This is a genomic window from Nocardioides ginsengisegetis (assembly GCF_014138045.1).
Lineage (GTDB): Bacteria > Actinomycetota > Actinomycetes > Propionibacteriales > Nocardioidaceae > Nocardioides > Nocardioides ginsengisegetis.
Genome location: NZ_JACGXA010000001.1, coordinates 2149695 through 2171781 on the forward strand (window position 1 = coordinate 2149695; position 22087 = coordinate 2171781).

The window sequence follows — 22087 nt, forward strand, 5'->3', positions numbered from 1 at the left end:
GGAGGGTGTGCTCAGCGGTCCCGGGTGAGGAGCGCCACGCACTCGACATGGTGGGTCATCGGGAAGAGGTCGAAGGCCCGGATCCGCTCGAGGCGGTAGCCGTGCTCGGCGAAGAACGCGACGTCCCGGGCCAGCGCGGCCGGGTCGCACGCGACGTACGCCACGGCGCGCGGGGCACGGTCCACGACCTGCTCGACGACCTCGCGGCGCGCGCCCTCGCGGGGTGGGTCGAGGACGACGAGGTCGAAGGGCTCGTCGAACGAGGTCGCGAGGACCTTGTCGACGCTGCCGCATTCGACGCGCACGCCCGGGATGCCCGCGAGGTTGCCCTGCGCGTGCTTCGCTGCGTCGCGATCGCCCTCCACCGCGGCGATCCGGCCGGTGGGGCCGACGGCGTCGGCCAGGAAGCGGGCGAACAGCCCGACCCCGGCATAGAGGTCCATGACCCGCTCGCCCGGCTGGGCGTCGAGGAAGTCGAGCACGGTCTCGACGAGGACGCGCGGCGCCCCCGGGTGGACCTGCCAGAAGCCGTCGGCGTCGACGGCGAAGCTGTGGGTGCCGGCAGCGGTGACGACCTGCTCGGTCACGACCCCGGCCGGACCCGGCACCTCGCGGGCGTCGGTGCGCGCGATCAGGCAGTCCTCGACCGGGATGACGGTGGTGGAGCGGTGCGCCCGCATACCGCGGGTGCCGCCCGGGCCGGACGCCCACTGGACGCGGGTGCGCCAGCGCAGCCCGTCCTCGTCACCGGCGACCTGCTCCACGGTGACGGGTACGTCGATCTTCGCGAGCCGGGCGAGCTGCTCGCGGACCACGGCCGCCTTGAGCTCGCGCTGGTGCGCAATGGTCACGTGCTGGAAGTCGCAGCCGCCGCAGAGCCCGGGCCCGGGGCCGGCGTACGGGCAGGGCGGCTCGACGCGCTCGGACGAGGCCTGGAGGACCTCCACGGCGTCACCGCGCCAGAAGCGGTCGCCCTCGGTGCCCTCGGTGATCTCCACGACCACCCGCTCCCCCGGGATCGCGTGCCGGACGAAGACCACCCGGGTCTCGGCAGGCTCGACCTCCGAACCGGTCGGGACGCGGACGATGCAGTGCCCGCCGTGGGCGACCGGGCCGACCTCGGCCTCGAAGCGGCGGCCGACCATCGAGGCGCCCCGCGCCTGGCGCTGCCGCGGCCGGCGGCCGGGACGGGTGTTGCGGTTGCTCATCGCTGGATCTGCCCCTTGTGGCTCTCGCCGCCGCTGACCTGGCCCCGCCGCAGGTCGCCGGGGCGGACCCGGGCGAGCTCGCGCTCCTCGCGCTCGCGGGCGATCTGGGAGGACCGCAGCTGGTAGGGCACCGAGGTGACCATGACGCCGGGGGCGAACAGCAGCCGGCCCTTGAGGCGCAGCGCGGTCTGGTTGTGGAGCAGCTGCTCCCACCAGCGGCCGACGACGTACTCCGGGATGTAGACCGCGACCACCCCGCGCGGGTTGGCCTTCTTGATCTCCATCGCGTAGTCGACGATCGGCTTGATCAGCTCGCGGTAGGGCGAGTGCAGCACCTTGAGCGGGACGCCGAGGTTGCGCTCGTCCCACTCCTCCAGCAGCCGGCTCGTGGCCGCGGGGTCGGACGCGACGTACACGCCCTCGAGGACGTTGGGGCGGGTCGCCTTGGCGAACGCCAGCGCCCGCAGGGTGGGCTTGTGGAGCTTGGAGACCAGCACGATCGCGTGGACCCGCGTCGGCATGATCTTGTCCTCCTCGTCGGCGGCGAGCTCGGCCTGAACGTTGTCGTAGTGCCTCCGGATGCCGCGCATGATCAGGAAGAAGATGATCATCGCCAGGATCGTGATCCAGGCGCCGGCGAGGAACTTGGTGATCAGCACGATCACGAGCACGACTGCGGTGAACGTCAGGCCCACGGTGTTGATCGCCCGCGAGCGGACCATCCGGCGCCGCTCCGAGGGCTCCGTCTCGGTCTTCAGGTGGCGCGTCCAGTGCCGGATCATCCCGAGCTGGCTGAGGTTGAAGGAGACGAAGACGCCGACGATGTAGAGCTGGATCAGCTTGGTGGTCTCGGCGTTGAACATCTCGATCAGGATGATCGCCATGAACGCGAGGAAGACGATGCCGTTGCTGTAGGCCAGCCGGTCGCCACGCGAGCCGAGCGCCCGCGGCGCGTAGCCGTCCTGGGCGAGGATCGAGCCGAGCACGGGGAAGCCGTTGAAGGCGGTGTTGGCGGCCAGCACCAGGATGATGCCGGTCACCGTGACGACGGCATAGAAGCCGGGCGAGAAGTCGGAGAAGACCGCACGGGCGATCTGGGCGATCACGGCGTGCTGGTCGTAGCCGGCCGGCAGCGGCTTGCCGTCGAGGGTGAGCCGGTCCATCTGGTTGGGGTCGACGTACTTGAGGCCCATCTTCTTGGCCAGCACGATGACGCTGATCATCATCGTGATCGCGATCATGCCGAGCAGCAGCAGCGTGGTCGCGGCGTTCTTGCTCTTGGGCTTCTTGAAGGCGGGCACGCCGTTGGAGATCGCCTCGACACCGGTCAGCGCGGCACAGCCGGACGAGAACGCCCGCGCCAGCAGGAAGAGCAGCGCGAACGTCGACATCGAGGAGCCGTAGCCCGGATCGGGCTGGATGTGCAGCCCGGCGCTCTCGACGTGGGGCAGGTCGCCGGTCGCGAGGCGGAGCAGCCCGAAGCCGCACATGCCGAGGATCGCGACCATGAAGGCGTAGGTCGGGAAGGCGAAGAAGGTCCCGGACTCGCGGATGCCGCGCAGGTTGATGGCCATCAGGACCAGCACCATGATCGAGGCGAACGTCGCCTCGTGCCCGCTGAGCGCGCCGATGGCCGAGGCGGCGTACTGCGCCCCGGAGGAGATCGACACCGCCACGGTCAGGACGTAGTCGACGAGCAGCGCACTGGCCACGGTGGTGCCGGCCATGGCGCCGAGGTTGACGGTGGCGACCTCGTAGTCACCGCCGCCGCTGGGGTAGGCGTGCACGGTCTGCCGGTAGGACATGACGACCGCGCTCATCACCAGGGCGACCGCGATGCCGATCTTCCAGGACCAGACGTACGCCGAGGCCCCGGCGAGCGACAGCATGATGAAGACCTCGTCCGGGGCGTAGGCCACCGAGGAGAGCGCGTCGCTGGCGAACACCGGGAGCGCGATGCGCTTGGGGAGCAGCGTCTCCCCCAGCTGGGAGCTCCGCAGCTTGCGGCCCAACAGGATGCGTTTAGATACGTCGCCGACTCCCACGAGCGGCAAGGCTAGACCACAAACCTGCTGCGGTAGCGTCTGCGTCGTGCACGTCGTGATCATGGGCTGTGGCCGCGTCGGTTCGACGCTCGCCCGCAGCCTCGAGGACCGCAACCACACCGTCTCCGTCATCGACAGCGAGCCGGACGCGTTCCGGCGTCTGGGCCCGGGTTTCAACGGGGACAAGGTGACCGGCTACGGCTTCGACCAGGAGGTCCTCGAGAAGGCCGGCATCCGCCGCGCCGATGCCTTCGCGGCCGTCTCCAGCGGTGACAACTCCAACATCATCGCGGCCCGCGTGGCCCGCGAGACGTTCGGGATCCAGCAGGTCGTCGCCCGCATCTACGACCCCGGTCGCGCCGAGGTCTACCAGCGCCTCGGCATCACCACGGTCGCCACGGTCAAGTGGACGGCCGACCAGGTGCTACGCCGGCTGCTGCCCGCCGGCGCCGAGCCGGACTTCCGCGACCCCTCCGGCACGATCCGCCTCGACCAGATTCCCGCGAGCGACGCGTGGATCGGCCACCGCACGGTGGACTTTCAGATGCAGTCGCACAGCCGCATCGCCTGGATCGACCGGCTGGGCGAGGGCATGCTGCCCACCCGGGAGTCGGTCATCCAGGAGGGCGACCTGCTGCACCTGGTGATGCGCGAGGAGAACGCCGCGCACGCCTACTCCGTGATCGAACAAGGCCCCGAGGAGCACTGATGCGCGTCGCCATCGCCGGAGCCGGCGCGGTCGGGCGGTCCATCGCCCGCGAGCTGATCACCAACGGCCACGAGGTCCTGCTCATCGACAAGGAGCCGGGCTCGATCAAGCCCGAGCGCGTCCCGGACGCCGAGTGGCTGCTCGCCGACTCGTGCGAGATGTCCTCCCTGGAGGAGGCCCGCCTCGACCAGTGCGACGTGGTCATCGCCGCGACCGGTGACGACAAGGCCAACCTGGTCACCTCGCTGCTGGCCAAGACCGAGTTCGGCGTGCCCCGCACCGTCGGCCGCGTCAACCACCCCAACAACGAGTGGCTGTTCACCGAGGCCTGGGGCGTCGACGTCAACGTGTCGACCCCGCGGATCATGTCGGCGCTCGTCGAGGAGGCCGTGACCGTCGGCGACCTGGTCCGACTGTTCACCTTCCGCCAGGGCAACGCCAACCTCGTCGAGATGACGCTGCCCACCGACTCGCCGTACGTCGGGAAGCCGATCGGGCTCATCCCCTTCCCGGAGAACTGTGCCCTCGTCACGATCCTGCGCGACGGCCAGGTCTACGTCCCCGAGGCCGAGCAGCCCATCGAGAGCGGTGACGAGCTGCTCTTCGTCGTCCCCGCCGACGTCGAGGACCAGCTCGAGCGGCTGCTCGCCCCGCAGAACCACGGCGGCTGAGCCACCGGGCGGGTCAGACAGCCGACTCCACCGGCGTGTGGTTGCGACCGAGCACCCACGCCATGCCGGCGAGGGCGGCGAGCTGGAGCGGCCAGCCGAGCACGACCTTGAGGACGCCGAGGGCGGCGACGGCCGCGTCGGCGTCCATGGCGCCGTGGGAGCCGGCCAGCCAGAGCGGGCCCTGGACGAGGACGCGCAGCAGGCACGGCAGGACGAGGAACCACGTGAGTAGCGTGCACAGCCGCACGACCTGGCGGTCCTTGTGCCAGGCGGTGGGGTCGCCGGTGACGCTGCCGACCATGAAGCCGATGATCGGCCAGCGGATCAGGCAGGTCGTCGCCAGCACCACGGTGTACGCCGTGTTGTAGATGATCCCCGGCAGGAAGTAGGCCAGCGCCTGGTCGTCGGCGCTGCCGCCGCGGTGCGCCGACATCGAGACGAACAGCCAGCCGATGCCGATGCCGACGAGGGCGTTGACGACGAACTGGACCGTCGAGCGCTGGACCAGCCGGACCGCGAGCATGACCAGTGCGGCCGCGACGCTCACGCCCAGGGCGAGGTTGAGCTCGCGGGTGGTGAGCCACATCAGGGTGAACAGGATGGTCGGCACGGCGGCCTCGACCATGCCGCGGCGGCCGCCGAGTGCCTTGGCGAGCTGGGCGCGGACGACGGACTCGACGGTCTCGACGGAGGCCTGGGCGGGCGCCTGCTCCGACGACCGGGGTGCGGGATCGGTCACGGCATGAGCTCGTAACGCGGGTTGTACATGATCCGGACGCCCTCGTGGGCGCCGATCCGGCCCTGGATCTCCATGGCCCGACCGGGGGTGATGCCGGCGATCTGGCGCCGACCCAGCCACACGACCGTGATCACCCCGGAGCCGTCGTACAGCTCGGCCTCGAGCGCGGGGACACCGCCGCGGGGCCGCAGGGTGACCGTGCGGATGGTGCCGCGCACGCGGACCCGCTCGCGGTCCGGGGCCTCGGCGATCGTGGCCAGCCCGGACTCGCCGTAGGTCTTGCGCAGGTCACGCGCGTGCTGGTCGGTGCTGTTGGCCCACTTGCTGAGGTTCCGCCGCAGGCGGCTCTTCTCGCCCATGGTCAGGCGTTCGGATCGAGCCGGCGTGCGTCGTCGGGGAGGGCGACGGGCAGGACGTCGCCGACGGGCATCGCCCCGTTGCCGCGGCGGACCGCGACCTTCTCGATGGTGTCCTCCCAGTCGCCGGACCCCTCGAGGTCCATCGCCGGGCGGCCGAGCAGGGTGGCGCGCAGCATCCAGCGCGACCCGTTGATGCCGATGATCCGCGAGGGCTGGGTGCCGGTGGTGCCGTCGCCGCGCTGCACGGTCATCTGGCAGACGAGCTCGGTGCCGAAGCGGCCCTCGCGCTCGCTGGCGATGCCGCCGTGCTGGGCCATGTCGGCGGCGATCTGCGGGCGCACCTCGCCCCACAGGTCGCCGTGGCGGGGGGCGGCGAACGCGCGCAGCTCGAGGGCGCCGTCGGCGCCGGCCAGCACCACCGACTGGACCTCCCCGGTCGACTCGTCGACCTGGAGACGCAGCTCGCGGCCCGGCTGGGGCTCGATGAGGAGTGAGCCGAGGTCGACGCGCTGGACGCCGTCCTGGGGCAGGTCGTCGGCGTCGAAGGGACCCGTCGCCGCCACCGCCGGCTCGGCGACGGCGTCGCTCGCCCCCGCGGTCTCGACGGCCTCGCCCGGGGCGGGCTCGGTGGACTTTCGGCGGAACTTCACGACGACTCCTCGGTTGGCGGGCGCAGGGTGGTCACGACCGACCGAACCCTCCGGTAGAACCGTAACCCCCGTCGCCACGCGCCGAGTCGGGGAGTTCCCCCACCTCGACGAAGCGCGCCCGCTCGAAGCGCTGGATGACCAGCTGGGCGATCCGGTCGCCCCGTCGCAGCTCGATCGGCTCGCGCGGGTCGTGGTTGATCAGCATCACCTTCACCTCGCCGCGGTAGCCCGCGTCGATGGTGCCGGGCGTGTTGACGATCGACAGGCCGTGCCGGGCCGCGAGGCCGGAGCGCGGGTGCACGAGGGCGACGTACCCGTCGGGCAGCGCCAGCGCGATCCCGGTGGGGACCATGGCCCGCTCCCCCGGCGCCAGCGTCACGTCGACGGTCGTCAGCAGGTCGGCCCCGGCGTCGCCGGGGTGGGCGTACGACGGCAGCGGCAGGTCGGTGTCGAGGCGGACGACGTCCACGGTCAGGTGGGGCAAGTCGGGGGTCACGGCGGGTGACCCTACCGGTCATGGAAGTCTTCTCCCCGTGGAGTCACGGCCGGAGTACGACGAGCGCCTCGGCGTGCCCCTGCGCTGGTGGGTCCAGGGCACGATGCTGGTCGCCACCCTGTGGCTGGCGGTCGTCGTGGCCCTGCCCGGCAGCGTCGCCTGGGCCGTGACCGCGGTCGCGATGGCCCTGCTCGCCGGGGTGTTCCTCTCCTACGGCAGCGCCCGGGTGAGCGTCCGTGACGGCGTGCTCACCGCCGGTCGGGCCCGGATCGAGGCCGCCCACCTGGGTGCGGCCGAGGCCCTCGACGCCGACGCGACCCGGCGGACCGCCGGCCGCGAGGCCGACGCGCGGGCGTTCCTGCTGCTGCGGCCCTACCTCAAGCGCGCCGTCAAGGTCGCGATCAGCGACCCGGCCGACCCCACGCCGTACTGGCTGGTCAGCACCCGCCACCCCGAGGAGCTGGCCGCCGCCCTGAATGCCCGGCCCACGGCTGGGTAAGGTCGTCCCATGGCATCTGGCTCGAAGGTCTGGTCCGTCTTCTCCCTCGGTGCGGCGCTCGGCGCCGCCGCCGTCGCGAAGAAGACCCTCAACACCGGCTGGAGGGCGGCGACGGGCAAGAACCCTCCCGCCAACCCGGCCGACCCCGACGTGGCCCTGTGGGAGGCCGTGGCGTGGGCGAGCGTGAGCGGCACGTTCATCGCGCTGGCCCGCATGCTGGCCACCCGCCGGGCCGCGGAGTACTACGCGAAGTCCACCGGCCACCTGCCGCCCGACCTCCAGAAGGACGGCCAGGACGCCTCGAAGGCCCCGGCCCCCACCAGCTGACCCACCCACGCTCCAGCAACGCGAAAGGCCGCAACCCCGAGGGGTTGCGGCCTTTGCTGTCGGTCCGTGCGGCCTGCGCTCAGGCGCAGTCCTTGCAGATCATCTTCTTGGCATCCGCCAGCTGCGAACGGTGGTGCACCAGGAAGCAGCTCATGCACGTGAACTCGTCGTCCTGCTTGGGCTTCACCTCGACGGCGAGCTCCTCGTGCGACAGGTCGGCACCCGGCAGCTCGAACGACTCGGCGGCCTCCGCCTCGTCCTCGTCGACCTTGCCGGAGTTCTTGTCGTGGCGACGTGCCTTGAGCTCCTCGATGCTCTCCTCGGACTGCTCGTCCTCGTTCTTGCGCGGTGCGTCGTAGTCAGTCGCCATCCGTCACTCCCCTCAAAACCCTGCATCCCATGTGGCTGCCGTGTGGCTGGCCATGTGTACGACCGTTGTCCTCGCGTCGGCGCCAGATTGTGCACCATCCGGAGGGATGTGTGCACGCCGGTCTCGCCGTGCGACGCATGAACATCTGGTGGTGTCCGGCTATTCCCCCACAACGCCCGCGGATTCGTGGGAGTTCCGGGGTCATTTGACCCTTGAGCGGGCGAGGAACCCCGCTGTGCGGACGGCCTCCCGGAACTCCTCGAAGCCGTGTGTCGGAGCACACAGCAGCAGGTCTCGACCACCGGCGCCCGTGGTGAGCTCCGTGGTGGCCCCCGCGGCCCTGGCGACCAGCCCGCCGGCGGCGTGGTCCCAGAGGTTGACACCCTCCTCGACGTAGCCGTCGAGGCTGCCCTCGGCGACCCCGCACAGGTCGAGGGCGCAGGCGCCCAGCCGGCGGATGTCGCGGATCCGCGGCAGCAGGTCGACCAGGGCGCGGGCCTGGATCTCGCGCAGCCCGGCGTCGTAGGAGAAGCCGGTCCCGACCAGGCGCTGGGCCAGCGGCGCCGGACCCCGTACGCCGATCGCCGCGCCGTCCCGGGTCGCGGTGGCGGACCCGTCGGGGCGGATGTGGGCGACGTACTCGGTGCCGGTGGCGGCGTTGAGCACGACTCCGGCCACGACCTCGACCCCGTCGGGGGTGGTCAGCTCGGCGGCGATCGAGACGGCGTACTGCGGGATGCCGTAGAGGAAGTTCACGGTCCCGTCGATCGGGTCGACGACCCAGCGGACACCGGTGGTGCCCGGGCGGTCGCTGCCCTCCTCGCCGAGGATCGCGTCGTCGGGACGGTGCTCGAGCAGGCGGCGGCGGATCAGCTCCTCGCTGGCACGGTCGGCCTCGGTCACGACGTCGACGACGCTGGTCTTGGTGTCGGCGACCGTGACGCCGCCGGCCTTGCGGCCCCGGACCAGGGCGGCCGCCTCCCGGGCGACCTCCAGGGCGATCCGGGCCAGGTCCGCCGCGTCGAGGTCCGCCGGCCCGGACGTCATGAGCCGCACAGGGCCGGGCGTTCACCGCGCGGGTTGGCGCAACAGCCCACCGGGCAGCGGTCCCAGAGTGCCGGCATGCTGCCGACCGCCCGGCGCGACACCTCCGCACCGCGCTCGACGGCGGCCCGCTCGAGGAGCAGGTCGCGGACGACCGCGACGAACCGCGGGTCGATGCCCGCCGTCGCCGCCCGGGTGGCGGGCAGGCCGAGCTTCTCGGCGGTGGCCATCGCCTCGGTGTCGAGGTCGTAGATGACCTCCATGTGGTCGGAGACGAAGCCGATCGGCACCATCACCACGGCGGACGTGCCGAGGTCGTGCAGCTCGCGCAGGTGGTCGTTGACGTCCGGCTCGAGCCACGGGACGTGGGGGGCGCCGGAGCGCGAGCAGAAGACGAGCTCGTGCTGGTGGCGGCGACCGGTCTCCTGGCGGACCCGCTCGACGACCTCCTCGGCGACGCTGAGGTGCTGGGCGGTGTAGGCGCCACCGTCGGGGCCGCTCGCCTCGTCCATCGTCTCGGGCACGGAGTGGGTGACGAAGGCGAGGTGGGCGCCCTCGCGGACGGCCGCCGGGAGGTCGGCCAGCGCGGCCAGGGTCGCGTCGACCACGGACTCCACGAAGCCGGGGTGGTTGAAGTAGTGGCGCAGCTTGTCGAGCTGCGGCGCGCCCTCCACGTCGGCCACGGCGTCGGCGAGGTTCTCGCGGTACTGGCGGCAGCTGGAGTAGGAGGAGTAGGCGCTCGTGACGAAGCAGGCCGCGCGCGTGATGCCGTCGGCGGCCATCTGGCGCAGCGTGTCGGCGAGGTAGGGGTCCCAGTTGCGGTTGCCCCAGTAGATGGGCACGTCGATGCCCGCGGCGGACAGGTCGTCGCGCAGCGCGGCGATGAACTCGCGGTTCTGGTCGTTGATCGGCGAGCGGCCGCCGAACTGGAAGTAGTGCTCCCCGACCTGCTCCAGCCGCTCCCGGGGGATGCCGCGGCCGCGGGTGACGTTCTCCAGGAACGGCACCACGTCGTCGGGGCCCTCCGGTCCACCGAACGAGACGAGCAGGAGGGCGTCGTACGGCGCCCAGGGCTGGGCGGGGTCGGGCGTCGGCATGGCCCCATCGTAGGGAGGGGGTCCGCACGCCTAGAGTCGCCCGGTGCTCACGTCCTACCGCCGGGTGCTCACGCGGCCCGGCACGCTGCTGTTCAGCGCCACCGGGCTGGTGGCGCGGCTGCCGATCTCGATGGTGGGCCTGGGCATCGTCCTGCTGATCTCCACGGCCACCGGCTCCTACGGCGTCGCCGGTGCCGTCTCCGCGGCCTACATGCTCACCAACGCGGTGCTGGCGATCCTCCAGGGCCGGATGGTGGACCGCCTCGGACAGGCCCGGGTCCTGTCGGTGGCGGCCGCGGCCTTCGGCGTCACCATGGTGCTGCTCGTCGTCTCGGTGCGGGCCGACTGGCCGACTGCCGCCTCCTTCCTCTTCGCCGCGACGGCCGGCGGCACCCTGCCCCAGGTCGGGTCGTGCGTCCGCGCCCGGTGGTCGCACGCCCTGGACGACCCGCGCGAGGTGCAGACGGCCTTCGCGATCGAGGCGGTCGCCGACGAGGTGGTCTTCATGGTGGGGCCGATCGTCATCACGGTCCTGGCCACCGCATGGGATCCCGCGGCCGGGCTCGCCGTGGCCGTCGTCGCCTGCGTGGGCGGGACGCTGGCCTTCTGCGCGCAGCGCGCCACCGAGCCGCCGGCCCACCCGCACCACGAGACCAGCGGACCGCGACCGCCGATGCCGTGGGCCACCGTCGCCCCGCTCACCGTCGTGGCGGCCTCGCTCGGCGTGCTCTTCGGGGCGGCGGAGGTGACCACCGTGGCGTTCTCGGCCGAGCAGGGAAGCCCCGGCTGGGCGGGCGGCCTGCTCGCCCTGTGGGCGCTCGGCAGCATGGTCGCGGGGCTGCTCAGCGGCGCCGTGTCCTGGCGACGCGGCCCCACGATCCGGGTCCGCTGGGGTGCGGTCGGCATGCTCGCCGCGATGGTGCCGCTGCACTTCGTCGGGACGATCTGGCTGATGGGCGTGGTCCTGCTCGTCGGCGGCTTCGCCATCGCCCCGACCCTGATCGCCTCGCTGTCGCTCACGGAGGGCACCGTGCCGTCCGGCCGGCTGACCGAGGGGATGGCGATCCTGCAGACCGGCCTGGTCGCCGGCGTGGCGCCCGGGGCGACCGTCGCGGGCCTGGTGATCGATGCGCACGGCGCCTCCGCGGCGTACCTCGTCTGCGTCGCGGCCGGACTCGTCGGCGCGCTGGCCGCGCAGACGCTGCCGCGCGACCGGCCCCCGACCTAGGCTGGCGACGTGAGCGAGTGGCGCAACTGGTCGGGGCTGGAGTCGGCGACGCCCGTGGTGGTCGAGGAGCCGCGTGACACCGCGGAGATCGTGGCCCTGGTCGAGAAGGCGCGGGCCAACGGGACAACGGTCAAGATGGCCGGCACCGGGCACAGCTTCACCTCGATCGCGGCGCCCGAGCACACGCTGCTCTCCCCCACCGCCCTCACCGGCATCGTCGCCGTCGACCGGGACACGATGACCGTGACGGCGCTGGCAGGCACCCCGCTCAAGGTCCTCAACGCCGGGCTGGAGCGGCTCGGGCTGAGCCTGCACAACATGGGCGACATCGCCGAGCAGACGCTCGCCGGCGCCATCTCGACCGGCACCCACGGCACCGGCGGGGTCGCCGCCGGGCTGGCCGCGCAGGTCGCGGGCCTCGAGATGGTCACCGGCACGGGCGAGGTGCTGCGGGCCACGCCGACCGAGAATCCCGACGTCCTCGACGTCGCCCGGGTCGGCCTCGGGGCGCTGGGCATCCTGACGACGGTGACGTTCCGCGTGGAGCCGCTGTTCCTGCTCGAGGCGCACGAGCAGCCGATGGGCTGGGACGAGGCGCTGGCCACCTTCGACGAGATGGTGGCCGGCAGCCACCACGTCGACATGTACTGGTTCCCGCACACCGACCGGATGCTCACCAAGCGCAACGACCGGCTCGACGCCGACCCGGGCGAGGCGCGGCCGCTCCCCCGCTGGCGGTCCTGGCTGGACGACGACTTCCTGTCCAACACCTTCTTCGGCGCCCTGTGCCGGGCCACCAACCGGGTGCCGGCGGCGATCCCGCGGGTCAACCAGGTCTCGTCGCGGGTGCTGTCGGCGCGCACCTACAGCGACGTGGCGCACCGTGTGTTCACCGCCCGGCGGGACGTGGTCTTCCGCGAGATGGAGTACGCCCTGCCGCGCGAGGCCGGCCTCGACGCCCTGCGGGAGGTACGCCGCGCGGTGGAGGCCTCGCCGTGGCGGATCAGCTTCCCCGTCGAGATCCGGGTCGCCCCGGCTGAGGACGTGCCGCTGTCCACCGCCTACGGCCGGGACTCCCTCTACCTGGCGTTCCACACCCACCGGGACGCCGACCACACGGCGTACTTCGCGGGGGTGGAGGCGATCATGCGCGACGTCGACGGCCGCCCCCACTGGGGCAAGGTGCACACCCGCACCGCCGCGGACCTCGCTCCGGCCTACCCGCGGTTCGCCGACTTCCTCGCCCTGCGCGACCGGCTCGACCCCGACCGGGTCTTCGCCAACGGCCACCTCCGCAAGGTTCTCGGCGACTGAGCGACGCTCACACGCTGGCGGACCCCGTCGGCACCGGGGCCTGCCAGTGCCGCCAGATGGCGAGCAGTCGCCACACGGTGCACAGGCCACCGCCGACCGCGGCCGTGACGAACAGCGGCGCGTCGAGATGGTCGCCCAGGACGGCGAGGAAGGCCCCGGCGAGGGCGGGGGTGGCGTAGAGCTCACCCCGGAAGATCGTCGGCACGCGCCCCGCCAGGACGTCGCGGACCATGCCGCCGCCGATCCCGGTCACCATGCCCATCAGGGCCGCGGGCACCGGGCCGAGCCCGTAGTCGAGCGCCTTGAGGGCCCCGGTCACGCAGAAGAGCCCCAGCCCGAAGGCGTCCAGGACGTTGACGCTGCGCTCCATCCGGCCCAGGGCGGGGTGGAACCAGAACGTCAGCAGCCCGGCACCCACCGGCACGAGCAGGTAGCGCCAGTCGGCCAGGGCCGCCGGCGGGGTCGCCCCGATCAGCACGTCACGCAGGAAGCCGCCGCCGAGGCCCGTCGTACCGGCCAGCACGAGGACGCCGAACACATCGAGCTCCTTGCGGACCGCCACGAGCGCGCCGGAGATGGCGAAGACGAAGATGCCGGCCAGGTCGAGGACGACCAGGGTGGCGGCGGGTTCGTTGATCGGGGCAGACACGTGACGAGGCTAGCGTCGGCCGCCGCTCCCGACCCGGCAAGGCAACCCGACGGAGCGGGGTCGCTGGCGTAGGCTCGGCGCACCGAAGACGCGGAGACCCCGCACCGACCCGATACGGAGCCCGACACCCATGGCGCACCTGACGCTCGCTGGAGTGAGCGACGACGGGAAGCGCCTGCTCCTGGTCAACGAGGAGGGGGTCGAGTTCACCCTCGACATCGACACCCGTCTCCGGTCCGCCCTACGCGGTGATCACGGTCGCACCGGCAAGTTGGAGATTGAGATGGACAGCACCCTTCGCCCCCGTGACATCCAGGCGCGGATCCGCGCCGGCGAGACCCCGGACGCGGTCGCCGAGGCCGCGCACACGACGGTCGACAAGATCATGGCGTTCGCCGCGCCCGTGCTGGCCGAGCGCCAGCACGTCGCCGACCGCGCCCAGCGCTCCTCGGTGCGGCGCAAGAACGCCGACTCGGCGGGCGGCGCGCGCACGCTCGGCGACGTCGTGGCCCACCACCTGCGCTCCATCAACGTCGACCCCGCCAGCGTCGAGTGGGACGCCTGGCGGCGCGAGGACGGCCGCTGGGCGCTGACCGGCGAGTACGCCACCAGCAAGCGCAAGGGCTCGGGACACTTCACCTTCGACGCCCCGGGCAACTACGTCACGGCCGAGAACGAGGACGCCCGCTGGCTGCTCGGCGAGGTCCCGAGCGTCGCGGCCCCGACCCCGCGCGACGACCTCCGCCAGGCCCGGCAGCGCCGGCTCACCTCGGTCCCCGAGGACGAGCTGCCCCTGGGCGACGACGCGATCGACCTGGTCAGCGACACGCCGCTCGAGGCGTTCCTCACCGAGGAGCCCCCGGCCGACGACCTGCCGCAGGAGGTCGTCGAGGAGCAGGCCGAGCTCGCCGAGGAGGCCGCCGACGCGGCCGCCCTCGACGAGCACGAGCCGGAGCCCGAGCCGGCGCAGCCCGCCGACGAGGAGCCCCCGAGCCGCCGTCCGGTCAAGAAGAGCCGGGGCCGCGCGTCGGTCCCGAGCTGGGACGAGATCATGTTCGGCGGCGGCAAGAACGACTGACCGTGTGACGTACGCCGTCACAGTTTGGGCCCTGACGCCGGAGGTTACTTACGGGTAGTCTCGCGTGCCATGTCGTACTTCGTCACCGGCGCCACCGGATTCATCGGCCGACACCTCGTCCAGGAGCTCATCGACCACCGCGAGGGCGAGATCTTCGTCCTGGTGCGCGAGGGCTCGCTGCCACGCATGCAGAAGCTCATCAAGCGCTGGGGCTCCGACCGGGTGACCCCGGTCACCGGCGACCTCTCCGAGTCCGGGCTCGGCGTCGCCAAGAAGTGGGTCACCGAGCACGCCGGCTCGATCGACCACTTCTTCCACCTCGCCGCGATCTACGACATGACCGCGGACGACGCCACCAACCAGACGATGAACGTCGGCGGCACCCGCAACGCCCTGGAGCTCGCCGACGCCCTGAAGGCCGGCTGTTTCCACCAGGTCTCCTCGGTCGCCGCGGCGGGCGAGTACCACGGCACCTTCGACGAGACGATGTTCGAGGAGGGCCAGCACCTCCCCTCGCCGTACCACCGCACGAAGTACGAGTCGGAGAAGATCGTCCGCGACGAGGCCACCGTGCCGTGGCGCGTCTACCGGCCCGCGATCGTGGTCGGCGACTCGCAGACCGGGGCCATGGACAAGGTCGACGGCCCCTACTACTTCTTCCCGCTCATGAAGCTCATGCGCGACAACCTGCCGGCCTGGCTGCCGCTGGTCGGCGTCGACCTCGGCGACACCAACGTGGTGCCCGTCGACTACGTCGCCAAGGCGATGGACCACCTGGCCCACGTGCCCGGCCACGACGGCGAGGCCTTCCACCTGGTCAACCCGGAGCCGCAGCCGGTCGTGGAGATGATCAACGCGTTCTGCGCGGCCGCGGGTGCCCCGCAGTTCGCGACGCCCGTCGACCGCCGCCTCACCCGCGCGCTGCCGTTCTCGCTCGTCCCCCGTGCCCTGCGCCCCTCCTCGATCGTCTCCGGCCTGGTCCGCAACGGCCTCGTCCAGTCGGCGCTCGACCAGGTCACCGGCCGCATCGGTGTGCCTGCCGAGGTCCTGGGCCACGTCAACTTCTCCGCCGTCTTCGACTCCCGCCGCACCGAGAAGGCGCTGGCCGGCTCCGGCATCGGTGTGCCCGACCTGGAGTCCTACGCCCGGACCCTGTGGGGCTACTGGGAGGAGAACCTCGACGAGTCCACCGGCCGCGACTCCACCATCCGGGCCGCGCTCGCCGGCAAGTACGTCGTCATCACCGGCGCCTCGTCCGGCATCGGCCAGGTCACCGCGCTGAAGGTCGCCCAAGCGGGCGGCATCCCGGTGCTCGTGGCCCGCGGCAAGGACAAGCTGGAGGACACCAAGTCGCTGATCGAGCTGCGCGGCGGCCAGGCCCACGTCTTCCCCTGCGACCTGTCCGACCTCGAGGCGATCGACGCGCTGTGCGAGCAGATCACCGCCGAGCTGCCCTCGGTCGACTTCGTGGTCAACAACGCCGGTCGCTCCATCCGCCGGTCCCTGAAGCTCTCGCACGACCGCTTCCACGACTTCGAGCGCACCATGCAGCTCAACTACTTCGGCGCGATCCGCCTCGTGATGGGCCTGCTGCCGACGATGCGCGAGCAGAAGCGCGGCCACGTCGTGAACATCAGCTCCATCGGCGTCCAGACCAACCCGCCGCGCTTCTCGGCGTACGTCGCCTCCAAGTCGGCGCTCGACTCGTGGAGCAACGTCGTCGCCTCCGAGCTCGTCGGCGACGGGATCACCTTCACCGGCATCCACATGCCGCTCGTGCGGACGCCGATGATCGCGCCGACCAAGATCTACGACAAGTTCCCCACGATCTCGCCCGCACAGGCGGCCGACCTGGTCATCAAGGCGATGGTCGAGCGTCCCCACGAGATCAACACCATGCTCGGCAACGCCGGCGCGATCGCCCACACCGTCGCCCCCAAGCTCGCCTTCCGGGTCCTCAACATGGCCTACCACGTGTTCCCCGACTCGGCCGCCGCCAAGGGCGACGTCTCCGGCGGCACACGGGAGTCGGAGCAGATCATGCTCGCGAAGGTCTTCAAGGGCATTCACTGGTGAGCGCAGCGAGCCAGTGAATGGAAGCCGACCCGTCGCAAACGCACCGGAGGAGCGAAGCGGAGGAGGGCGGCTTGCGACGGGTCGGCGCCCTCGGAGCGATCCGCAAGATCGAAGCAATCACCGATCCCCGACCGTGTCGCCGAACACGTCCGGCTCCGCGACGCGACTGCGTCTTCCCCTGACGCAGTCAATCCGGCCGCAACACCCGGGGTGGCTCGGGCCGCCGCAAACTCCGACCACATCGTCCCGAACTACGAACACGACCCACCCGGTCAGACCAACACTCTCAACGTCGCAAGTTGCTGATAGCCCCCAGCGAGTTCTGCTACAACAGCATTCGTCGACAACTAGACTCCGCCGAAAGACGGCCGTTCCCGGGGGGTTACATGCGATTTCTGGAACTCGAGGTTCGAAACCTCCGTGCGATCGAAAGATTCTTCGTCTCGGACCTAACTGACTTCATCATGATTGCCGGACCGAATGGTTGCGGGAAGTCCTGCGTCTTTGATGGTATCCGGCTCCTGAAAAGCCTCTATGGTGGCTATCAAGCCGACGAGCACATGCAGTGGTTTGGCGAGTTTGCTGTCAACGTTCAAGATCGCCAGGCAATGCAGCAACTCTTCCGCAACCCGGCGGAGCCAATGCTCATACGCGCAGAAATGGCCTTCGCTCCGAGCGAGAAGAAGTACCTACTGGATAACATCAGTGATTTAGCATGGCCACTGGCGTGGCAGCGGGTAACTGGTCAGCGAATGGATCCATGGTCTTTCAATCGGATGGCCGTTGCGAGCGTCTTGCAACAGTATCGAGCACAGCTCGAAGTCCAGTTGGCCTCCATAAAGCAAGATGTCGAGGCGGCTTTAAGTCACGATACGATCACTCTTGCAGCCGAGATCGAGACCGACGGAATGCTGCGCCTCAGCGATTGTCGCCCTGCTGAGGTCGCATTCCAGTCCTATCGGCCAGAAAACCTTGGGATTATCGAATATCACAGCGCATCGCGGACCTACTCGAGGCAGCAGGTCGGCGGCATCACTCTTGATACGCGCCAGTTTGCCGACCAGCGGCGCCAGCAGACGCTGTACAACTCGCAGGGCAAGTATCAGAACGTCAAGACCGAACTGGCTTCTGCATATGTGCATAACTTGATCGAAGCCGCAGGAGGGACCGAAGACCCAAACCGAGAAGACCTAAATGAGACGCTGAAGCAGCTGTTTCAGACGTTCTTCCCCGATAAGGAGTATCTCGGCGTTCGTCCGGTAGCCGGTGGCGGTCTGGAGTTCCCCGTTCGCCTGCCTAACGGGCATACACATGACATCGATGACCTGAGCTCTGGGGAAAAGGAAATCCTCTACGGCTACCTTCGATTGCGAAACGCAACTCCAAAGCATTCCATCGTACTTTTAGACGAACCAGAACTGCACCTGAACCCGAGTCTCCTGCAGGGTTTTACCGACTTCTACCATGACCATCTGGGCAGGGCCCAGGGCAACCAATTGTGGCTTGTCACGCACTCGGACACCCTACTTCGACAAACTGTAGGGAACGGAAACTACCGCGTTTATCACATGGTTTCATCATCCGCGTCGACAGGCGGTTTGGAGAACCAGGCGGCGGAAGTCGTTCTAGACGATGATGTGGAGCGGGCCGCCATAGACCTAGTTGGAGATCTGGCGTCGTATCGTCCTCATGCGAAAGTAGTGATCCTAGAGGGCGAGAGTCCGTCCGAATTTGACGTCAACATGGTGCGACGACTCTTCCCTGATGTCGCGAAACGTGTCAATCTTGTGAGTGGAGGACCCAAGCGACGCGTACGTGACCTTTACCGCGTCTTAGCCGAAGCGGTCGAGAAGACAGGAATTACCAACCGATTCTTCGCCATCGTCGACCGGGACAGTGGGCCTTCGCCCACCCAAGAGTCCGGGGCACAAGAGTTCGCCTGGGACGTATATCATATCGAGAATTATCTGCTCGATGCCGAAAGTATCAGATTGGCCGTAGTTTCCCTGACTGGACGAGAGGTATTTTCGTCACACGAGGATGTTTCGGTGGCACTTAAGGAATGCGCGCGACTGATAGTCGATCGGTTGGTCCTTGAGCAAGTGCAGACTGCCATCAACGACGAGTTCAGACGCGAACTTAATATTGGTGCGCCGAGAGACGCTACCTCGATTGCGCACGCGCTTCAGCCTTCGATTCGTGCGTCGGTTGAGCGCCTGACGACGCTAGCGGCCCGACTGGATGTTGACGAGATCGAGGCGCGAGTGGCTGAGATCACCCGGGACTTGAATGTGTCGCTGGAAGACGGGACCTGGTGGTCTCGATTTCCGGGACGCCTCATACTGCACAGGTTCGCGGAGATACACGTTAACGGGGTGAAGTATGAGGCACTCGCCAACGTCATCCTCGACAAGATGGTCGAACATGATGTCCAACCATCCGGCATGTCGGACGTCCTTGAACGCATCCTTACCGCGTGATCCGCCTCTTGACTTGCGGAAGCAACGAAATCGCAGCCTCCGCGGGGAGGGTTTGGTAAGCCGGCGGCGATGGGGAATCTCGCGCGTCCCGGGCCCCGTGGGTTGCGATGCAGGCCCCCCGCCTGCTTCGGGGTCCCGCCTCCCATGGAGTCGCACCACAAGGTGGAGTGCTACCTCGACCAGGCGGATCCTCGCGCGGTGCAGACCGCCATCAAGCTCGCCTGGGAGATGCAGCGCCGGTGACGGCTACCGCTCGACGGGTCGCGCGGGATCGCTGATCCACCCCGACCACGAGCCGGGGTAGAGCGCGGCCCGGATGCCGGCGAGCTCCATGGCGATGATGTCGTGGACGGCGGTGACGCCGGACCCGCAGTAAGCCGCCACCTCGCCGCGCTCCCCCGCCTCGGGCGTGGCGCCGACGGCGGCGTAGAGCTCCCGCAGCTCCTCGGCCGGCCGGAAGCGGCCGTCGGAGGCGAGGTTGGACGCGGTGGGCACGTTGACGGCGCCGGGGATGTGCCCCGCCACCGGGTCGATGGGCTCGGTCTCCCCGCGATAGCGCTCGGCGGCGCGTGCGTCGACCAGCACCGCGACGCCGGGGACGTCGTCTGCCTCCACCATCGGCAGGTGGCCGGGACGCGCGACGAAGTCGGAGGTCTCGACGTCGCCGCCCTCGGAAACCCAGGCGGCCCAGCCGCCGTCCAGCACGCGCACGTCGGGGTGGCCGTGGAAGCGCAGCAGCCACCAGGCACGGCCGGCGGCGTGGCCCGCCCAGTCGTCGTACACGACCACAGGCCGCGAGCCGGAGACCCCGGCGCGGCGCATCGCGGCCTCGAAGACGGCGACGTCGGGCAGCGGGTGGCGACCGCCCGGACCCGGGGGCGCGGCGAGCTCGCTGTCCATGTCGACGTACGCCGCGCCGGGGACGTGGCCGGTGGCGAACTCGTCCGGTCCGGACGGTCCGCCCATCCGGTAGCGGACGTCGAGGACGGTGGGGCGGGGCGAGCCGGACGCCAGGAGAGTGGCCAGCTCGGACGCCGAGATCAACGGACCGGTCATGCGGACATCCTCACGCACACGGGTCTGTGAAAGGATCGTGACCCGTGGCTGAACTGCACTTCTTCACCGGGACCATGGACTCGGGCAAGAGCACCCTCGCGCTCCAGACGAACCACAACCACGCGGCGCGTGGGCGGGTGGGCCGCATCTTCACCACGCACGACCGGGCCGGCGAGGCGACGCTGTCCAGCCGGCTGGGCCTGACGCTGGAGGCGACCGAGGTGGCCTCCGACTTCGACTTCTGGAACTACGTCGTGCGCAGCCTGACCGCGGGCAGCCGGATCGACTACATGATCTGCGACGAGGCCCAGTTCTACACCCGCGAGCAGATCGACCAGCTCGCCAAGGTCGTCGACGAGCTGCAGATCGACGTGTTCGCGTTCGGCATCCTCACCGACTTCCGCAGCAACCTGTTCGCCGGCAGCGCCCGGCTCGTCGAGCTCGCCGACCGGATGAACGTGCTGCAGGTCGAGGCGCTGTGCTGGTGCGGCAAACGGGCCACCCACAACGCCCGCACCGAGAACGGCGTGATGGTCGTCGAGGGCGACGTGATCGTGGTCGGTGACGTCGACGAGATGGACGCGGTGCCCGCGGACGTCGCCTACGAGGTCCTGTGCCGCCAGCACCACCGCCGTCGGCTCACGGCCGCCCGGGCCAAGGCTGTCTCACTGGCGCCCGAGCCCCTTCCCTTCGGCTGATCCGCGCCACTACGTTTCCCGAGGCGTCACCCCCGTCGCCGCTCCGCACGTATCCTTCTCGGGAGACCACGTGTCGACATTCCGTCCTGCCCGTTCCGGGTTCCTCCTCGGCCTCGTCCTCACCCTGGGCGCCGGCTTCCTCGTCGCCCTGACCGCGGCCGCCCCCGCCCAGGCCGACGGCCCCGGCGTGGGCTCGCCCTGGGTGGTCACCGTCGGTGACTCCTACATCTCCGGCGAGGCCGGCCGCTGGGCCGGCAGCTCCAACACCTCCAGCGCGTACGCCGATGCCCTCGGCTCGACCGCGTACTACGACAACGGCACCAGCGAGACCATCGAGCGCTGCCACCGCAGCAAGTCCGCCGAGGCCTACATCGGTGGCGGCGTCAGCGGCATGAACCTCGCCTGCTCGGGCTCGCAGACCAACACCACCACCGGCAGCTACTTCAAGCCCGGTCTCGACTTCTACGACGACGGCGCGGGACACCTCGGCCAGGCCAAGCTGCTGCAGAACTTCGCCGGCACCCACAACGTGAAGATGGTCGCGGTCTCGATCGGCGGCAACGACTTCAACTTCGGCTCGATCGTCCAGACCTGCGTGAGCGACTTCCTGACCTCGCCCACCTGGGCCAAGGACTACTGCAAGGACGACAGCTCGGTCACGTCCAACTTCACCACCGCCAACGTCGCCGCCGTCCGCGCGCGCATTGCCGCGGCGTACACCAACATCCGCACGGCCATGCGCAACGCCGGCTACGCCGACACCTCGTGGACGCTGCTGGTGCAGAACTACGCCTCGCCGCTCCCCCGCGGCGCCGGGATCCGGTACGGCGAGTCCGGCTTCAGCCGGCAGGACACCGGCGGCTGCGGCTTCTGGAACTCCGACGCCGACTGGGCCAACGACGTGGCGCTGCCGACGATCAACACCGCGGTGACCGGTGCCGCGACCGACGCCGGCCTGACCAACGTGAAGACCCTCAACCTGGTCTCGGCGTTCAACGGCCGCCGGCTGTGCGAGAACACCGTGGGCCTCTACGAGGAGAAGGGCCTGACCAGCTGGACCCAGGCCGGCGCGGTCGACAAGACCGAGTGGGTCAACCAGATCCGCACCGTCTCGACCTGCTGCTCGGGCTCGCCGTACTACGTCCAGGAGTCGCTGCACCCGAACTACTGGGCGCAGTTGGCCACCCGCTCCTGCGTGCGACAGGCCTACAACGCCGGCGCCCCGCGCAGCGGGACCTGCACCATCTCCGGCACCGGGCTACTCAACGGCGAGCCCCGGATGGCGCTCAACTGA

Annotated in this window: 22 protein-coding genes; 11 read left to right on the forward strand and 11 right to left on the reverse strand. The window is 70.1% G+C overall.

Going from position 1 to position 22087, the window contains the following annotated elements:
• Positions 1-11: 11 nt before the first annotated feature.
• A complete protein-coding gene (locus tag FB382_RS10350) occupies positions 12-1208 on the reverse strand; it encodes a class I SAM-dependent RNA methyltransferase (protein ID WP_182538913.1) in 1197 nt (398 codons plus the stop codon).
• Positions 1205-3253 carry an APC family permease gene (locus FB382_RS10355; RefSeq protein WP_343055555.1) on the reverse strand — a complete coding sequence of 683 codons (2049 nt, stop codon included), beginning with the start codon at positions 3251-3253 and terminating at the stop codon, positions 1205-1207. The genes FB382_RS10350 and FB382_RS10355 overlap by 4 nt, the downstream gene beginning before the upstream one ends.
• Positions 3254-3299: 46 nt before the next feature.
• Here FB382_RS10355 and FB382_RS10360 point away from each other — a divergent pair, with 46 nt between their 5' ends.
• Both FB382_RS10360 and FB382_RS10365 read left to right on the forward strand, forming a co-directional pair.
• Positions 3300-3962 carry an NAD-binding protein gene (locus tag FB382_RS10360; RefSeq protein ID WP_182538917.1) on the forward strand — a complete coding sequence of 221 codons (663 nt, stop codon included), beginning with the start codon at positions 3300-3302 and terminating at the stop codon, positions 3960-3962.
• Positions 3962-4633, forward strand: a complete 672-nt coding sequence (locus FB382_RS10365; protein WP_125036383.1) for a potassium channel family protein — start codon at positions 3962-3964, stop codon at positions 4631-4633. Before FB382_RS10360 ends, FB382_RS10365 begins: the two co-directional genes overlap by 1 nt.
• A 13-nt stretch (positions 4634-4646) precedes the next feature.
• Here the strand turns inward: FB382_RS10365 and FB382_RS10370 are convergent, their stop codons facing one another.
• The 4 genes from FB382_RS10370 to dut are packed head-to-tail and all read right to left on the reverse strand — an operon-like array spanning position 4647 to position 6877.
• Positions 4647-5372: a DUF3159 domain-containing protein gene (locus FB382_RS10370; RefSeq protein ID WP_182538919.1), complete on the reverse strand. Its 726-nt coding sequence runs from the start codon at positions 5370-5372 to the stop codon at positions 4647-4649.
• Positions 5369-5731, reverse strand: coding sequence for an OB-fold nucleic acid binding domain-containing protein (locus FB382_RS10375; protein WP_125036384.1), 363 nt, complete (start codon positions 5729-5731; stop codon positions 5369-5371). The genes FB382_RS10370 and FB382_RS10375 overlap by 4 nt, the downstream gene beginning before the upstream one ends.
• Positions 5732-5733: 2 nt before the next feature.
• Positions 5734-6381 (reverse strand): DUF3710 domain-containing protein, encoded by a 648-nt coding sequence (locus tag FB382_RS10380; protein ID WP_260430680.1) that lies wholly within the window; start codon positions 6379-6381, stop codon positions 5734-5736.
• 31 nt (positions 6382-6412) lie between these two features.
• Positions 6413-6877, reverse strand: a complete 465-nt coding sequence (gene dut / locus FB382_RS10385) for a dUTP diphosphatase (protein ID WP_425490077.1) — start codon at positions 6875-6877, stop codon at positions 6413-6415.
• Positions 6878-6914: 37 nt separating this feature from the next.
• Between dut and FB382_RS10390 the strand changes: the two genes are divergently transcribed.
• Both FB382_RS10390 and FB382_RS10395 read left to right on the forward strand, forming a co-directional pair.
• Positions 6915-7376, forward strand: coding sequence for a DUF3093 family protein (locus FB382_RS10390; RefSeq protein ID WP_182538921.1), 462 nt, complete (start codon positions 6915-6917; stop codon positions 7374-7376).
• A 9-nt stretch (positions 7377-7385) separates the two neighbouring features.
• Complete coding sequence (locus FB382_RS10395) at positions 7386-7703, forward strand: DUF4235 domain-containing protein (protein WP_182538923.1); 318 nt, start codon at positions 7386-7388, stop codon at positions 7701-7703.
• 79 nt (positions 7704-7782) lie between these two features.
• Here the strand turns inward: FB382_RS10395 and FB382_RS10400 are convergent, their stop codons facing one another.
• The 3 genes from FB382_RS10400 to FB382_RS10410 form a co-directional block, all read right to left on the reverse strand.
• Positions 7783-8073, reverse strand: a complete 291-nt coding sequence (locus tag FB382_RS10400; protein ID WP_125036386.1) for a DUF4193 domain-containing protein — start codon at positions 8071-8073, stop codon at positions 7783-7785.
• Between the two features lie 201 nt (positions 8074-8274).
• Positions 8275-9120, reverse strand: coding sequence for an inositol monophosphatase family protein (locus FB382_RS10405; protein ID WP_182538925.1), 846 nt, complete (start codon positions 9118-9120; stop codon positions 8275-8277).
• Complete coding sequence (locus FB382_RS10410) at positions 9117-10214, reverse strand: ferrochelatase (RefSeq protein ID WP_182538927.1); 1098 nt, start codon at positions 10212-10214, stop codon at positions 9117-9119. The genes FB382_RS10405 and FB382_RS10410 overlap by 4 nt, the downstream gene beginning before the upstream one ends.
• A 43-nt stretch (positions 10215-10257) precedes the next feature.
• On the opposite strand from FB382_RS10410, the gene FB382_RS10415 reads away from it, so the two are divergent.
• Together FB382_RS10415 and FB382_RS10420 are read left to right on the forward strand one after the other, a co-directional pair.
• Entirely contained in the window at positions 10258-11442 is a 1185-nt protein-coding gene (locus tag FB382_RS10415) for an MFS transporter (RefSeq protein ID WP_182538929.1), read from the forward strand.
• 9 nt (positions 11443-11451) lie between these two features.
• Positions 11452-12756: a D-arabinono-1,4-lactone oxidase gene (locus FB382_RS10420; RefSeq protein WP_182538931.1), complete on the forward strand. Its 1305-nt coding sequence runs from the start codon at positions 11452-11454 to the stop codon at positions 12754-12756.
• Positions 12757-12763: 7 nt separating this feature from the next.
• Here the strand turns inward: FB382_RS10420 and FB382_RS10425 are convergent, their stop codons facing one another.
• Positions 12764-13405: a trimeric intracellular cation channel family protein gene (locus tag FB382_RS10425; RefSeq protein WP_260430682.1), complete on the reverse strand. Its 642-nt coding sequence runs from the start codon at positions 13403-13405 to the stop codon at positions 12764-12766.
• Positions 13406-13535: 130 nt separating this feature from the next.
• Between FB382_RS10425 and sepH the strand changes: the two genes are divergently transcribed.
• From sepH to FB382_RS10440, 3 genes are all read left to right on the forward strand, one after another.
• Complete coding sequence (gene sepH / locus FB382_RS10430; RefSeq protein ID WP_246377147.1) at positions 13536-14483, forward strand: septation protein SepH; 948 nt, start codon at positions 13536-13538, stop codon at positions 14481-14483.
• Positions 14484-14552: 69 nt separating this feature from the next.
• Positions 14553-16559, forward strand: a complete 2007-nt coding sequence (locus FB382_RS10435; protein ID WP_182538935.1) for an SDR family oxidoreductase — start codon at positions 14553-14555, stop codon at positions 16557-16559.
• Between the two features lie 386 nt (positions 16560-16945).
• Positions 16946-19039: an AAA family ATPase gene (locus FB382_RS10440; protein ID WP_182538937.1), complete on the forward strand. Its 2094-nt coding sequence runs from the start codon at positions 16946-16948 to the stop codon at positions 19037-19039.
• Positions 19040-19285: 246 nt separating this feature from the next.
• On the opposite strand, the gene FB382_RS10445 is transcribed toward FB382_RS10440, so the two are convergent.
• Positions 19286-20095, reverse strand: a complete 810-nt coding sequence (locus tag FB382_RS10445) for a sulfurtransferase (RefSeq protein ID WP_182538939.1) — start codon at positions 20093-20095, stop codon at positions 19286-19288.
• 44 nt (positions 20096-20139) lie between these two features.
• Here FB382_RS10445 and FB382_RS10450 point away from each other — a divergent pair, with 44 nt between their 5' ends.
• Positions 20140-20793 (forward strand): thymidine kinase, encoded by a 654-nt coding sequence (locus tag FB382_RS10450; RefSeq protein WP_125036394.1) that lies wholly within the window; start codon positions 20140-20142, stop codon positions 20791-20793.
• A 70-nt stretch (positions 20794-20863) separates the two neighbouring features.
• Positions 20864-22087 carry an SGNH/GDSL hydrolase family protein gene (locus FB382_RS10455; RefSeq protein WP_182538941.1) on the forward strand — a complete coding sequence of 408 codons (1224 nt, stop codon included), beginning with the start codon at positions 20864-20866 and terminating at the stop codon, positions 22085-22087.